This window comes from Ruegeria sp. HKCCA4633 (genome assembly GCF_013034605.1).
Classification (GTDB): Bacteria; Pseudomonadota; Alphaproteobacteria; order Rhodobacterales; family Rhodobacteraceae; genus Ruegeria.
The window spans coordinates 1-14,054 of the sequence record NZ_WQGJ01000014.1 but is presented as its reverse complement, the minus strand read 5'-3'; the positions used below and the strand labels follow the sequence as shown (position 1 = coordinate 14,054).

Sequence of the window (14,054 nt, the reverse complement as noted above, 5' to 3'; positions counted from 1 at the left end):
GTGTTCCTTATTTCACAGCGCCGAAGGTCAGGCCGCGTACAAGTTGTTTCTGGCTGAACCAGCCAAGGATCAGGATTGGTGCAATCGCCATGGTCGAGGCCGCGCTGAGCTTGGCAAAGAACAAGCCCTCGGGGCTGGAATAACTGGCGATGAAGGCGGTCAGGGGGGCGGCGTCGACGGCCGTCAGGTTGAGCGTCCAGAACGCTTCGTTCCAAGCCAGGATGAAGTTCAACAACACGGTCGAGGCGATGCCGGGAATGGCCATTGGGGTGAGGACGTAGAGGATTTCCTCTTTCAGCGTCGCCCCGTCCATCCGTGCGGCTTCCAGAATCTCACCGGGAATTTCGCGGAAATAGGTATACAGCATCCAGACGATGATCGGCAGGTTGATCAGCATCAGGACCACGACCAACCCTCCACGCGTGTCCAGCAAGCCAAGTCTGATGAACAGTAGGTAGATGGGATAGAGTACCCCAACCGCAGGCAGCATCTTGGTGGACAGCATCCAAAGCAGGATGTCCTTGGTACGCTTTGAAGGCACAAAGGCCATTGCCCATGCAGCGGGGACGGCAATGATCACACCCAGAATGGTCGAGCCACCAGCAATGATGACCGAATTCCAAAGGAACCGCATATAGTCCGATCGTTCTTGCACGATGGCATAGTTCTCAAGTGTCCAGTCGAAGTTCAAAAACAGCGGTGGGCTGGCAATGGCCTGCGCCTCGGTCTTGAAGCTGGTCAGGATGGTCCAGAGGATCGGGAAGAAGATCAGCAGTCCGACGGCCCAGGCAAGGGCAGTGTTCAGCGATTTGCGGCGGGTTGTGACGGCGCGGGCCATGGTCTTACCTCCTCACGCGTCCAGGTTCTTGCCGACGATGCGCATCAGGAAGATCGCAACGATATTGGCAAGGATGATGGCATAGACACCTCCGGCTGATCCAAGGCCGACATTTTGGCTTTCCAGCACGCGCTGGAAGATCAGGTAGGTGAGTGTACGGGTGCCGAATGCGCCGCCGGTGGTCACGAAGATCTCGGCGAAGATTGACAGAAGAAAGATGGTCTGGATCAGGATCACGATCGTTATCGCGCGGCTCAGATGCGGCAGAATGATGTGGTAGAAGCGCTTCAGCACCGGCGCGCCGTCCATTTCCGCTGCTTCAAGCTGCTCACTGTCCAGCGACTGGATCGCTGTCAGCAGGATGAGCGTTGCAAAAGGCAGCCATTGCCACGAAACGATCATGATGATCGAGGTCATCGACGCCTCGGACAGCCACGAGATCGGCTCGGCCCCGAAAAAACGCCACAGATGCGCCAGCAGGCCGTTGACCGGGTCCATGAACATGTTCTTCCAGACCAGCGCGGATACGGTCGGCATTACGAAGAAGGGCGCGATCACGAGGATGCGGACAACGCCCTGACCCCACATCGGCTGGTCCAGGAGCATCGCCAGAAGGATACCCAGCACGACCGTTATGACTAGAACGCCGCCAACGATCATCAATGTCGCCTGCACCGCTGGCCAGAAAGAGCTTGAGGAGACAAATCGGACATAGTTGTCGAAGCCAACCCAGCCCAAGTCACCACCACGCAGGGGCAGGTATTTTTTAAAAGAAAAGTACAGCGTCATCGTCAGCGGCACGAGCATCCAGCCAAGCAGCAGGACCACTGCGGGTGCCATCATAAGGCGAGCAACGGATCGGGAATGTTCGGTAGCCATGACGCAAGACCTCTCTGTTCAGGCGTCGCTTAGCCTGCGAGATAAACGCGGGTTAGGGAAGGGTCTGGTGTGGCGGGGGGCAGGGGGCTGCCCGCCCGCTTCAGCTGGGGCCTCAGTAGCCTGCGGCTTCCATTTCTTCGGCAGTAAAGGCCTGAGCTTTTTCAAGCGCTTCTTCCACCGTTTGCTGTCCGGCATAGACCGCCGAGAACTCCTGGCTCACCTGCGTGGCGATGCCTGCAAATTCTGGGATCGCGACGAACTGAATGCCTGTGTAAGGCGTTGGTTGTGCGCAGCAGTTTTGCGGGTCGGCCATCAGGATCGACTCCAAGGTCATGTTCGCAAAGGGAACTTCCTTGTAGTTCGGGTTCTCATAGAGCGAGGTCCGCGCACCGGGTGGTACATTGGCCCAGCCTTCGTTTTCGGCCACCAATTCGATGTAGTCTTTCGAAGTTGCCCATTCGATGAACTGTTTCGCCGCATCCTCTTGCTGTGTGCCGGCCGGAATTGCCAACGCCCAGGCCCAGAGCCAATTGGCGCGCTTGTCTACGCCTTCCGAGTTAGGAGCCAGAGCGAAGCCGACCTTGTCTGCAACGGTCGAGTCATCCGGGTTGGTCACAAAAGACGCCGCAACAGTGGCATCAATCCACATCCCGCACTTGCCTTGCTGGAACAGGGACAAGTTTTCATTGAACCCGTTGGTGGCATAGCCTGCCGGACCCGATTCACTCATCATATCGACAAAGAATGTAAGCGCTTCTTTCCATTCGGGTTGATCGAACTGGGGTTTCCAGTCCTCGTCGAACCAACGCGCACCAAATGAGTTTCCGGTGACGGTAATGAAGGCACCACCTTCACCCCATCCGGCCTTGCCGCGCAGGCAAATGCCGTTGATGTCGTTGTCGCGGTCCGTCATCGCAGCCGCGGCTTCCCGGATAAACTGCCAGGTCGGTGCCTCGGGCATTTCCATGCCGGCCTTCTCCATCAGATCGGTTCGGTACATGATCATCGAACTTTCGCCGTAGAAAGGTGCCGCGTAAAGCGTTCCATCGTGGCTCAGACCGCCAGCCATAGCAGGCAGGATGTCGTCAACGTCATACTCGTCTGACATGCCGTCCAGCGGCACCAGCCAGCCATTTGCGCCCCAGATCGGCGTCTCATACATGCCGATGGTCATGATATCGAACTGACCGCCTTTGGTGGTGATGTCGGTGGTCACGCGCTGGCGCAGTACGTTTTCTTCCAGCGTCACCCATTCCACATCAATGCCGGTCGCTTCGGTGAATTTGTCGGTATAGCCCTGCATCCGGATCATGTCGCCGTTGTTCACAGTGGCGATCGTGATGGATTGTGCATGAGCCGCTGCCGTTGCGACGAAAGTCAGTGCAGTCGCCGCACGAAGTGCGTTCTTCAGATACATCCCTGTCCTCCCTGAGCTTGGATGTCGTACAGAGAGCCTAGAGTGTAAGTTGTCGCGCCGTCAATAAAAACTTTACGCGCGTTAAAAAGTTAAATTATGCAGAATCCCTCAAGACAAGTCGCGCGGGGAACAAGGTTTCAGTGCGCGTTGAGAATTTCCCACCACTTTCAATGAGTTCGAACAAAGTTTCGACGCTTCGGCCGGCTACATTATCGTAGTCATGCGCAGCTGTCGTCAAAGAGGGACAGGTAAACTTTGCGAATGGGTGGTCATCGTTTGAGGCGACACGAAGCGAACAATCTTCTTTCCGACCAACCCGAATCCCTTGTTCGAAACAGGCTGCCAGAAAGCCGATGGCCAACCGGTCGTTGCTGCACAAAACAGAATCTGTCTTCAGCCCGCGCTCTTGCAGGACTTTCAATGCGCCTCGGTGGCCGATCTCTTCAAAGGCCCAGCCTGTGCCATCGACTTTAATGATATGTGGCTCGAAGCCCAACCGCTCCATCACGTCGACATAGGCCTTACGTCGTTTATTCGCGTTTGGGTTTGCGGGCGTGCGCATTTCAAAAAAGGAAGGTGGCTCACCTGTCCTTGTCATGTACTCCACGGTCTGCGACACAAAGCTAAAGTTATCCGAACCGACAAAGGCTGCCCCCAGGCCATCAAGGTTACTGTCGAACAGGATTGTCGGCACATTGGCACAGAACTTTTCGATAGTAGATCTGTCCGAGGTACGCCCCAAAGGTGCCAAAAGCACTCCTGCGGGTTTCAAGGATTGCAGCCCATCCAGGATCTCGTTCTCGAGCTTTTGTTCGCCATGTGAGCTGAACAGGGATGGGCGATAGCCGGCTGCAATGCAGGATTGTTCCAGATAGCGCGCGATTTCGGCAAAGAACGGATCGGCCAGATAGGGCACGACGATGCCAATATTCTTTGTAAGCTTCCGGTTTTGGTTCACTGCATAGATGTTCGGGCGGTAGTCAAACCGTTCCAGCGCCTCCTCTATGCGCGCCCGTGTTGTTGGGCGAACGCTATCGGGATCATGGAAATACTTTGAAACTGTAGGCCGCGATATCCCGCTTAGGGCCGCGAATTCTTCCATGTTCTTAATTTTGGTCATGCCAGTCTGCCTGCGGAACTCAGCCGCCTTAATCTTATCATGTTTTTACATATTCTTTGCGCGCGCCAAGAAAATCAATAGCCAGACAATTTCCACATCTTTGTTTGGGCGGGGCGCGGGCTTCACAAACTCACTTTAGAAAACTCTTGATGCTAAAACAGGGCCACGATGGGCTAGGTCACGGGCAAATGCTCCGGCGCTCTGGGTATAGTCATGGTCGACGCTAAAGTAACAATATTTGAATGTGAGCGCAGGTAAGACTCCGCAGGCGTTACAAAACCGTGGCAATTCCTACGGCGAAAGTTGACCGGGAATGGAGTATTGGGGCGACCCATTTCAGTCGCGAAGGCTAGTAGTTGAATCTCAGCCCAATTCCGGCACCTTGGTCATAGGGGCGGTCTGCACCGATGCCGATCAGAATATCAGCATAGAGAGCAACTCTGGGGCTGAAGTTCTTACCGATCTGGAATTCTGCAGTGGCGGGCCAGGCGTCATTCTCCCAATCGTATGGCGCTTTGATATCCGCTTTGATCCAATACCCATCACCAAACGACTGAAGCGCAATCAGGCGCATCGCTGTTTGGCTGATATCGGTCGGACCGTTATAGGAAGCGAAGTGTTGGACCAAAGGGATCAAAGTCAATCCGGTGTTCGCATTTGCGAAGGCGAACCCGCCAAATGGTGCAATCTGATCCGATCCGGTTCCGATGCCTTCGTTCGGCTCGCCAAAATCAAGTATCCACTCCAAACCAAGCGCGGATTTGACGCTCCAGGTGTCATTCAGGGGCTGCTGTGAGGGGAAATAGATCAGCTTGAAATTGGTCTTTTCAAATCCACTGAACCGCGTGCCGGTCGCGTTCGTCGAGTTGTAGTGAAGCTCATATTTCAGTTTCAGATTGGGGCGCAACATGTATGCACCGTCGATGAAAGCATCCTGACGGTCGACATCCCCTTCGAGATCGAAATACTGATAGCGAATGTCGGTGTTGTTCACTGCAGCCAGTGGATTTGAAGCATTTTCTTCGGCTTCGGCGGCAGCACCCACCATAAGCTGCGCTGAGGTCAGGAAAGCAGAGCAAAGGGAAATTCGTGACATAGTTCACCTGACGGAATGGGTGCGGGTAATTAGACGGCGGCGGTTTGGTACCGCCGTCTGAATTCGTCATTGCCAGCTAGAGAAAACGTCTCGGGTCAGTTCGCTTTCAGGGCGAAGGTTTTCTATGCCTTCATAAGGCACACCTTTTCCGAGTGGCAGATGGGGGTGCTTTGCGATGGTTTTCTGGTGGCGCTTGACCATGTCCTGGAAGGACGCCCCGGACCAAAGCGAGTACCCGACAAGCGGATGTTCTTCACGTGGGTCGCGATAGACATTGAAAACGGGTGCCGCAGCGCCGGGCTGTCCAGGGGCTGGAAGATGCATCTTGAACTCTTGCTTGACCACCGAGCGTAAGACGGGCCCTTCGTAAACATAAACAAAGTCGCGGCGCGAATTGCCTTCGCCCTCAAGCAACAGCGCCGTCTGGTCAATACCGTCAATCACGCGGTCGCGCGGAATGTGGTCCGTTGCGCCTGCGATACGGGCAAAGGTTGTAAACAGATCCGAGACATGCACGATGTCACCTGCTGCGCTGCCCGGCTCAATCGCGGCGGGCCACCGGATGAACGTATCTGTGCGCACGCCGCCTTCAAGATGCTGTGTCTTGCCGCCGCGATAAATCAGTTGGTTCAGGCCGGACGCTCCTTCGTAGTGATACATCAAGCCATTGTCAGCCATGATCACGACAATGGTGTTGTCTGCTTTGCCGGTTTCATCAAGTTTGGTCAGCACATCCCCGATCCAGCCGTCCAGAACTTGCAACTTGTCGGCATGGAAGCCTCCATTGCGGGATACGGCTTGATCGGGATAGGCAAAGTTCAGTGGATAGAGCGGCCAATACTGCATGAAAAACGGGTTGTCCTGTGCTGCGAGCCGCTCAAGCTGCTCCAGTGCTTGCCGCTGATAGCGCAGGTTCATTTCCTCGTATTTAGCCTGAGTCCACTCTTCGCCCGGCGCCATGTCGACTTCGCGCGCCAGACCGCCAGCTTCCGCTTCCACGCCGGTTACCAGGCCGTAGGGTTTGAACCGCTCGTCCAGCTGGAATTGGTTCGACTGACCCGACGGATGGAAGCCAAGCATGTTGTTTGCAACCATGGCGTCCCGTGTCATCAGGCTGAGCTGAACCTGTTGATGCAAGGGGAAGGCCGCCCAATCAAAACCCTGATTGTGCGGGTAGGCCTGTTCTATATCGCCCTGATGCCACTTCCCGACATGCGCTGTGTTATAGCCTTCTTCCTTCAGGATTTCGGCAATCGTGACCTCCTCGGCTGAAAGACCTTCGCCAACCAACGCTACTTTGACCTCCTCCACACCGGCACGTACCGGATGGCGACCGGTCAGCATGGCCGTTCGTGTCGGTGTGCAGGAGGGCTCGGTATACATTCTCATCAAAGACATGCCTTGCGTGGCAAAGTCGTTGATGTTGGGCGTGTCAAAGCCGGTGACGTAGTTCATCGTCCGGTTGCCCATCTGACCAAAGCTGACATCGTCTATCAGAATGTAGAGGATATTGGGTGGCTTGCCGCCATTGGCGTCTCGGATCTCGGCAAGCTTTGCTTCAATTTCTGTATCCTGAGCATCCCATTGCTCTCCAAACTGTGCGCGAAGATATTCAAATTCTCCGTCACGAATGATAGGCGCATCCTGAGCAAAGCTCGTGCCTGCCGTCAGCACCATGGCCGCGGTGTGTATCAATACTGACCTCATTGGTATCCCTTCCCCGTGTTTGAATTACATCTTCCCCGCGCGCCGCAGCGATTGGGCAATTTCATCTCGAAGCCCATTCAGGGTTTCACGGATATCGCAGGCGAACCGGTCGGATTCACTTCCCGGCTCAGCGTTTATCGAGAGGTATTCTTCACTCAGAAGCTGGTAGTCCCTGCAAATCTCGTCGAATACAGGATCCCTACGGCGTAAGTCCGCGATTGCGGCCTTGTTCTTGGGAAACAATGTCTCAATGGCGTTGCTTTTCATTTGGGCGGCACGTTTGATGGGTAAGACGTTTTCTCGATCGAACAACAAATTCACTTCTTTCAATAGGTTTATCGGGGCATAATACGGTATAACGAGGGGTGTAACTTTTTGAAAAAATTGTGTTATCCGAGGATCATCAGCAGTGGTGAATGAGGGGAAAAACCCTAGTGCCGAGGATGTTCAGGCCGCGCTTCAGCGGCTTGTGAGGTCTTCGACCTTCGAGGGATCACAGAGATTGCAGGACTTTCTTGTGTATGTGGTCGAGGAATCTCTGAACGGTCGGGCCGACGACATTCGGGCCAAAACGATTGCGATGGATGTCTATGGCGGATCAATGTCCGAGATGCCGCGCCGCGAAAACGTGGTGCGGGTGGATGCTGGTCGCTTGCGCCGCAAGCTTGCCGAATACTACGCCACAGATGGGCGCGACGAGAAAACGGTGTTCGACCTGCCAAAGGGCGGATACGCCCCGCTGATCTCGAAAAGGTTGGGTGAGGCGGCTCTGCCTGAGACCCCAAAGTTTGAAACCAAGGCGACTGCATGGGTAAAGCCAGGTGCAGGGATCGCTGGGGTTTTCTTACTGGGCTGTTGTGTGATTGCTTTTTGGTTGGCTTCGACATGGCAGGACAGCGCAACCGATTTGCCAGTCGACGGCCTGAGCCGAGATGAGCGCAGCGCCATTTTTGATGCCTCTCCAATGCGCCTTCAGGCTGTAAATCTGGCCAATACTGGTCGGGACCTGATCTTTCCGGCCCTGGAACCCGCGCGACTTGACGCGGCCTTGACCATATTCAAAGGGGCGATCGAGAACGACGAAAGCTATTTTGGCGGCCATGCGGGCGCCGCGCAGGTTGCGGCGACGATTGCTGTGCTGACACCGGATCCCGATCTGGCCAGTAGCATGTTGAGCTACGCAGACACGCGAGCCAATAGGGCCGTCGAGTTGGCCCCGGAAACGGGTTGGAGCCAATCCGCAAAAGCTTGGGTCGAATTCGCCAAAAATAACTGGCCAGAGGCCATGGAGGCTGCCCAAAGAGCACAGCGTTTGGCGCCCAATGACGTTCATGTATTGGAGTTTGTGTCACTGATAATGCTGTACTCGGGTTCGTTTGAAGAAGTCATTGTGATCAGTGAGGACGCGCGGTCGAAATTCGACCTCGAGCGTGGATATGTGTTTCAAAACGCAATGGGGTCGGCCAAGTTTCATTTGAAGGACTACGAAGGCGCTGTATCAGCCTTTGAACAAGCAACCGAAAATGGCGGCCCTGTCGGACCTGTGTCTGTTGCTTACCTGATGGCGTCTTATCAGATGTTAGGCAACGAAAGCAAAGCGCAGGCCCTGTCAGAAAAACTGTCACGTGAGTGGCCCGACAGTCGCGTGGACGCGCTGTTTCAAAAGCTGTTCGCGGACCCAAAATATGGGAAAGACCTTGGTGAGGCTATGAGACAGGCCAATTGGCGACCAGGCAACTCGCGCTAAAGTTGCGCACTTCAGCAGTGGCAATGAAACCTGATGGCTTCGGCGAGGGGTGTGTGGTCACGTGAAAGTCTTGATGGAGCCTAGGGAAATGCCGCCGAACGCCTAATGCACTGATAGTAAACACTATTGTGGTGTGTTGGTTTACAGTGTGCCACACCGAAGTGTGTACAAATGTTTGTTTGTCAGTGCATCTATGGGTCTGGTTTTTTGTTTGCTCTATCAGTTGGTCAACACCCTGTTCCCTTCCACAGTAGTATGCAGCATGTGGTCGTCTATTGCTCCCAACAGTGATTTATAGTGTTCTGTTGATCGAGGAGAAGTTGATGCTATCGAAACTATAGTCGCGCAGTATCGCAGTCACCCCTGCTGCACATTGCGCAGGGTAGTTAGACGCAATTGACCATGAGGCGAGCACTATTGTAGACAAAACATAACTTCGACGGCGGCGAGAAAGTCGTGACTGACAGGCGGGCACATGCAATGAAACGGGCATACCAACACTTTTTGAGGGCTGGCCTAGCTGTCCTCTGTCTCGCGTTGGTCGTTTGGTCCGTAACGCCATCATTCTCGCACGCACCGGCGATTTTTGAGACAATCCAAGATCATCTGGAAATGGTCGAAGATCATGGCCACTCACATGGGTTTGAAGAAGACCTCTTTTGGGCGATGCACGGTCTTAGCCACGATGTGGCCGATCATGACCACAACCAGGCGTTTCTCTCCAGTGGTCCCAGCACTGCTCCTGAATTGCACATAGGCGAGGCGTGGCGGCGGCTAGCTTCGGCCAACGGCCCCACCCGTAAGTTCAGAATAGACCGACCTCCGCGCGCTTGATCGGCACTGCGCAGTTCATGCGCATCACCGATCAATCTAAATACTAAGCGGAGTTACTCCATGAGAACCTTCATTGAAGGCGTCAGACGCAATTCTAAGCGTCTCGCGTTCTTCGTCCTATCCATGTTGCTGCTATCGACCAGCGCAGCTTTGGCGCATGATGTTACGCCCGGCGATGCTGGCTACATCCAAGAAATCTGGGGCGTGCACATCATCCCCTTCATGTACCTCGGCGCCAAACATATGGTGACGGGCTACGACCATATCCTGTTCCTCCTTGGCGTCGTCTTCTTCCTCTATCGGTCGAAAGACGTTGCAGTCTACGTGAGCCTCTTTGCAGTGGGGCATTCCATCACGATGCTTGCAGGCGTCTGGTTTGGCTGGGGCATCAGTTCATACATTGTGGATGCCATCATTGGGTTGTCCGTTGTCTACAAGGCACTCGACAACCTAGGGGCCTATCAACGTTGGTTCGGCTTTCAGCCCAACACCAAGGCGGCGACTTTCATCTTCGGCCTGTTTCACGGCACCGGCTTGGCCACGAAGATACTCGACTACCAGATCGCACCAGACGGGCTTCTGCCCAACCTCCTGGCGTTCAACGTTGGCGTCGAGATCGGGCAACTTCTGGCATTGGCTGCCACCCTCATCGTCATGGGGTACTGGCGAAAGAGCGCCAAGTTTTTCGAACAAGCCTACACCGTCAATGTCGTCATGATGACCATCGGCTTTGTGCTGATGGGATACCAACTCACCGGCTATTTTGTGGCCGCATAAGGAACCCCACAAATGTTTAACGCAAAGAAACCGAGCCTCGAAGAGTTACCAAGCTCAGCCCAACTCCTTCGGTCCACCATCATCGCGGCTGTCAGCGCCGTGGCAATACTGGTCGCTGTTGTGCTGCCTGCGGAATACGGGATCGACCCAACGGGTGCAGGGCGCGTGCTTGGCCTGACTGAGATGGGTGAAATCAAACAGGACCTGGCGGATGAAGCCGAACAAGACCAACAGCTTCATGGGGCCGATCAGTCGTCAAGCTTATGGGATAACGTATTCGGTCTGTTCGTTGGCACAGCACTTGCTCAGGAGGCGTGGCAGGATACAATCACGTTCACGCTCGAACCTGGCGAGTTCACCGAGATTAAGGCAACTATGGAAGAGGGCGCGACCCTCTTTTACGCGTGGGCGGCTGAAGGTGGTCGTATCAACTTCGACCTCCACGCGCATGCGGGCGACCAAAACGTGACCTACGAGAAGGGGCGCGGTCAAAACGAAGGCGAGGGCAGTTTTGAAACCCCCTTCGCCGGTGATCACGGCTGGTTCTGGCGAAACAGGGACGATGAGGCGGTAACCGTCACACTCAACCCAAATGGTGCTTACTCGGACATCGTTCGGAGCGAGTAATGTCGCAAGCCGCGCATCAAAACAGTGGTGCGCGGCATCAAAACTCCAGTTCGAGTTCTCAAGTAATTGGTGTATGCCGATTAGTTCACTACCCGAGACGCCTTCTGCGGCCAGTACCCAAACCCACTCTGGAATAATGTCTTCTATTGGTGCGGCAGGTTGCGACTAGCCTGCATCTGTTGAACATCGTCAGGCCAAGTGGAACGTATGTAGGCCAGCACGTCCCATATGTCTTCGTCAGTCAGGGTGCTTTCAAAGCCGGGCATGCCACTGTTAAAGTCTTTAACACCGCGTGCTGCCAACGCGTCTGCCCCACCTAGTTTGGTATACTCGAACAGCAGCTGATTATCATGGTGCCATGTGTGCCCTGTCACGTCATGTGGTGGAGCAGGCAACACTCCGTCATCGTCGGGTGTCTGCCAGTTGGGTTGGCCTTCCAGATTAACTCCATGGCATGAGGCGCAGTGCTCTGCATAGAGTTCCTGCCCATTCGCAAGGTCTCTATCTAACAACTCATGGTCTGCAGCGACGCTGGTACCAATGCAGCATATAGCAAGTGCGGAAAGGTGTTTTTTCATCTCTGCCTACCTTAGCTCGGAAGCGTTAGTACGCTCGTGAGTGTGGCTGTTGTCGCCAAAACCACTAATACGACTATTGCCTCCACCTCGATAGATCGGGCGAGGTGTCGCGCTGCTTTAGCATCTCCGCTTTGCATGGACGGAACAAATCGGAGCTTGTTCGCTGCGGCGAGTATCAACAAAAGCCCCACCAGCAACACTTTGAACAACAGTGCCTGCCCGTAGCCAGTGAACAAGAGCCCTTGGAGATTGCCAACAAGCAACCAAGCCATCCAGAGACCTGCCACGATCAAAGTCGGAACAATCAATACAGCAGCTTGTCCAAACCTGTGCCCCAGTCCAGCAGCATCTGTCAGATGTTCAGGCATGAGAGCCAAACTCCGCAGCGGGCTAAATATGCCCACCCAGAAGGCTACACATAGCAGGTGCAATAGCAGCAAGAGCTGGACGCCGACACTCTCTAGCTCGGGTACGTGCCCGATCTGTGCAAAGGACCACAAAGCCACTGTGCCACCCAACAGTGCGATCCATTGACCAAAGCGAGGAACAGACAGCCCCACAAGGATCAACACTGCGCCGATAAGGCGGTAGACAAAGGCGTCTCCCACGGATGTCTGCCAAAGCAGACCAAGCATTTCTGGATCGACCATGCCGTCAACTCCGCCTGTTAAGGCGGCTCCACGAAGCAGGAAACCAACAACCGTTGCGGCGAGAGCAAGCCACGCTAAGGCTCTAGCTTGGCGTTTTATCCCGAGGCTAATCGGTGCGACAAAGCCGGAATAGAGGTAACTAACAATCACAAGCCCGGTGGACCCCGCAAAGCCGATGTAGAGCCCTAGCTTTGCGAGGATCGAGGCAATACCCCAAATGTCTGGCATGCTCATTCCACGGTAAAGGAAAACTTGCCCTGCATCGCATGGCCGTCTTCACCTAAACCACGCCATTCGATGACATAGGTGCCCGTTCCATTGCTCGGCAGTGGGATCGTGAACTCCTGACCAAAATTTGTCTGGTCGCCCAAATCCAGGCTTACGGCCGAGTGTTCTTCATGGGCCATCTGTATCCGTGTCAACCGGATATCCTTAGAGAAGTTGAGGCCAATTTCAGCGGGCACAGTGGTTATTGTGGCTCCGTCGGCAGGAGTTGTTTCTTCGATCTTGGAATGCGCGAGTACGCCGCTGGGAAGGGCAGCCATGAGTGCGAGTGTTATGAACTTTTTCATGGTCCTGTCCTCAATTTATCCCGTTGGCACGTTGAATTTCACGAATGTACGCGATCACCATGGCAACGTCACCTCGCGTCAGACCTTCCACGGGCGGCATGTCGCCAAACTGCCAATGGTGGCTTCTCACACCTTGTGAAACTGCCCTCTGAAAGGCTTCATCCGCGTGGTGGCTGGGTTCGTAGATCTTGTGGATCAGAGGCGGTCCTGCGCCTTCCACACCGACCGCATTGACACCATGGCAAGAGGCGCAGGAGACCTCAAAGACACGCTGGCCGATTTCAGCGTTACCCTCGATGGGCGGCATCTGAATTGCGACCATAGCATCGCCTTCAAGTGGTTCCTGTGGTGCGGCCTCTTCGATTGAACCGGGCCGAAGAGTTGTGAAAGCGGCGACAGCAGCGACGGTGCATAGGCCTATTGTTAAGTATCTTTTTTTCATAGATTGGTCCTGACATTTTGGAAGCTGTTAGTGCTGCGAAACATCGCGAACAGCCGCACGGGCTTGTCGCTTGCGTCCGCAAGGATTTACGCTGCTTCAAAGGTCAGGGGGCCTGTATGGGCTATCTGGTTCATTCAGCTTGGCTTGGGCACTATCCTGGAGCTCTAGGTCAATATCACGTTGACCTTGAGCGGGTTCACCGTTCTCGACGAGCAATACCACTACTTGGCAGATAAAGGGATTACATTCTCCGGTTCCAGAACTCTCTGGGTCATGATGATGACTTGGAACCGAGATGTCACCGCTGCTCATTGCTGATACAGAGTGTTTCGCAGTTTGCGCATGTTCTTCACAATGAATGCCAATGCAACCATTTGATACCGCGTGAGCAACGCCAGCTATGCCGGTCAGGATGACCAGAAAGCTAACCAAAAGCACAAATGGGTATCGCCGGATGACCATGGTGCTGGACGCTACTGCACAGGAGCGTCCATGACAACGCCATACACTTCATCCTAACGGTTCTAGGTGTGGTGCTTGGTCTCGTGCGGGGGGGGGTGGTGTCGTATAGGACAGTGGCCGACGGAAGTTATAAATGCAGTGTCTGTACAGTGAGAGATACGCATGCAGCTTCATTTTGTGTCACACCGCTCTAATGCTTGCTATCTAGTTGTATTTTTAGGTTTTGGTGGAGCCTAGGGGAAACGCCGCCGAATGTGAACCGGCATGCAAAATTGACCCCTGTATTAGGGTAATCGGCGTCCAAAAGT

15 protein-coding genes are annotated in these 14,054 nt (G+C 54.5%); 4 read left to right on the top strand and 11 right to left on the bottom strand.

Annotated features, from left to right (window positions below; all coding sequences use genetic code 11):
* Positions 1 to 7: 7 nt before the first annotated feature.
* From GOV85_RS20605 to GOV85_RS20575, 7 genes are all read right to left on the bottom strand, one after another.
* Positions 8 to 838, bottom strand: a complete 831-nt coding sequence (locus GOV85_RS20605) for a carbohydrate ABC transporter permease (protein WP_170614620.1) — start codon at positions 836 to 838, stop codon at positions 8 to 10.
* Positions 839 to 850: 12 nt separating this feature from the next.
* Positions 851 to 1,717 carry a carbohydrate ABC transporter permease gene (locus GOV85_RS20600; RefSeq protein ID WP_171181732.1) on the bottom strand — a complete coding sequence of 289 codons (867 nt, stop codon included), beginning with the start codon at positions 1,715 to 1,717 and terminating at the stop codon, positions 851 to 853.
* 112 nt (positions 1,718 to 1,829) lie between these two features.
* On the bottom strand, positions 1,830 to 3,134 hold the full coding sequence (locus tag GOV85_RS20595; protein WP_171181730.1) for a sugar ABC transporter substrate-binding protein: 1,305 nt from the start codon (positions 3,132 to 3,134) through the stop codon (positions 1,830 to 1,832).
* Positions 3,135 to 3,228: 94 nt separating this feature from the next.
* Positions 3,229 to 4,254 carry a LacI family DNA-binding transcriptional regulator gene (locus GOV85_RS20590; RefSeq protein ID WP_171181728.1) on the bottom strand — a complete coding sequence of 342 codons (1,026 nt, stop codon included), beginning with the start codon at positions 4,252 to 4,254 and terminating at the stop codon, positions 3,229 to 3,231.
* 349 nt (positions 4,255 to 4,603) lie between these two features.
* A complete protein-coding gene (locus GOV85_RS20585) occupies positions 4,604 to 5,350 on the bottom strand; it encodes a hypothetical protein (protein ID WP_171181726.1) in 747 nt (248 codons plus the stop codon).
* Between the two features lie 66 nt (positions 5,351 to 5,416).
* Positions 5,417 to 7,045 carry a sulfatase-like hydrolase/transferase gene (locus tag GOV85_RS20580; protein WP_253285875.1) on the bottom strand — a complete coding sequence of 543 codons (1,629 nt, stop codon included), beginning with the start codon at positions 7,043 to 7,045 and terminating at the stop codon, positions 5,417 to 5,419.
* Between the two features lie 36 nt (positions 7,046 to 7,081).
* Positions 7,082 to 7,324 carry a hypothetical protein gene (locus tag GOV85_RS20575; RefSeq protein ID WP_171181722.1) on the bottom strand — a complete coding sequence of 81 codons (243 nt, stop codon included), beginning with the start codon at positions 7,322 to 7,324 and terminating at the stop codon, positions 7,082 to 7,084.
* A 235-nt stretch (positions 7,325 to 7,559) separates the two neighbouring features.
* Between GOV85_RS20575 and GOV85_RS20570 the strand changes: the two genes are divergently transcribed.
* From GOV85_RS20570 to GOV85_RS20555, 4 genes are all read left to right on the top strand, one after another.
* Positions 7,560 to 8,804: an adenylate cyclase gene (locus GOV85_RS20570; protein ID WP_171181720.1), complete on the top strand. Its 1,245-nt coding sequence runs from the start codon at positions 7,560 to 7,562 to the stop codon at positions 8,802 to 8,804.
* A 612-nt stretch (positions 8,805 to 9,416) separates the two neighbouring features.
* Positions 9,417 to 9,638 (top strand): hypothetical protein, encoded by a 222-nt coding sequence (locus tag GOV85_RS21655; RefSeq protein ID WP_254443006.1) that lies wholly within the window; start codon positions 9,417 to 9,419, stop codon positions 9,636 to 9,638.
* Positions 9,639 to 9,761: 123 nt separating this feature from the next.
* The gene (locus GOV85_RS20560; RefSeq protein WP_254443007.1) at positions 9,762 to 10,415 is read left to right on the top strand and encodes a HupE/UreJ family protein; all 654 of its coding nucleotides are present in this window, start codon (positions 9,762 to 9,764) and stop codon (positions 10,413 to 10,415) included.
* 12 nt (positions 10,416 to 10,427) lie between these two features.
* Complete coding sequence (locus GOV85_RS20555; protein WP_171181714.1) at positions 10,428 to 11,042, top strand: transmembrane anchor protein; 615 nt, start codon at positions 10,428 to 10,430, stop codon at positions 11,040 to 11,042.
* Positions 11,043 to 11,185: 143 nt separating this feature from the next.
* Here GOV85_RS20555 and GOV85_RS20550 read toward each other — a convergent pair whose 3' ends face one another.
* The 4 genes from GOV85_RS20550 to GOV85_RS20535 are packed head-to-tail and all read right to left on the bottom strand — an operon-like array spanning position 11,186 to position 13,284.
* Positions 11,186 to 11,620, bottom strand: a complete 435-nt coding sequence (locus GOV85_RS20550) for a c-type cytochrome (protein ID WP_171181712.1) — start codon at positions 11,618 to 11,620, stop codon at positions 11,186 to 11,188.
* Between the two features lie 11 nt (positions 11,621 to 11,631).
* Positions 11,632 to 12,498, bottom strand: a complete 867-nt coding sequence (locus GOV85_RS20545) for a copper resistance D family protein (protein ID WP_171181710.1) — start codon at positions 12,496 to 12,498, stop codon at positions 11,632 to 11,634.
* Positions 12,499 to 12,500: 2 nt separating this feature from the next.
* Entirely contained in the window at positions 12,501 to 12,842 is a 342-nt protein-coding gene (locus tag GOV85_RS20540) for a copper resistance CopC family protein (protein WP_171181708.1), read from the bottom strand.
* A gap of 10 nt (positions 12,843 to 12,852) precedes the next feature.
* Entirely contained in the window at positions 12,853 to 13,284 is a 432-nt protein-coding gene (locus GOV85_RS20535) for a cytochrome c (RefSeq protein WP_170787093.1), read from the bottom strand.
* Between the last annotated feature and the right edge of the window lie 770 nt (positions 13,285 to 14,054).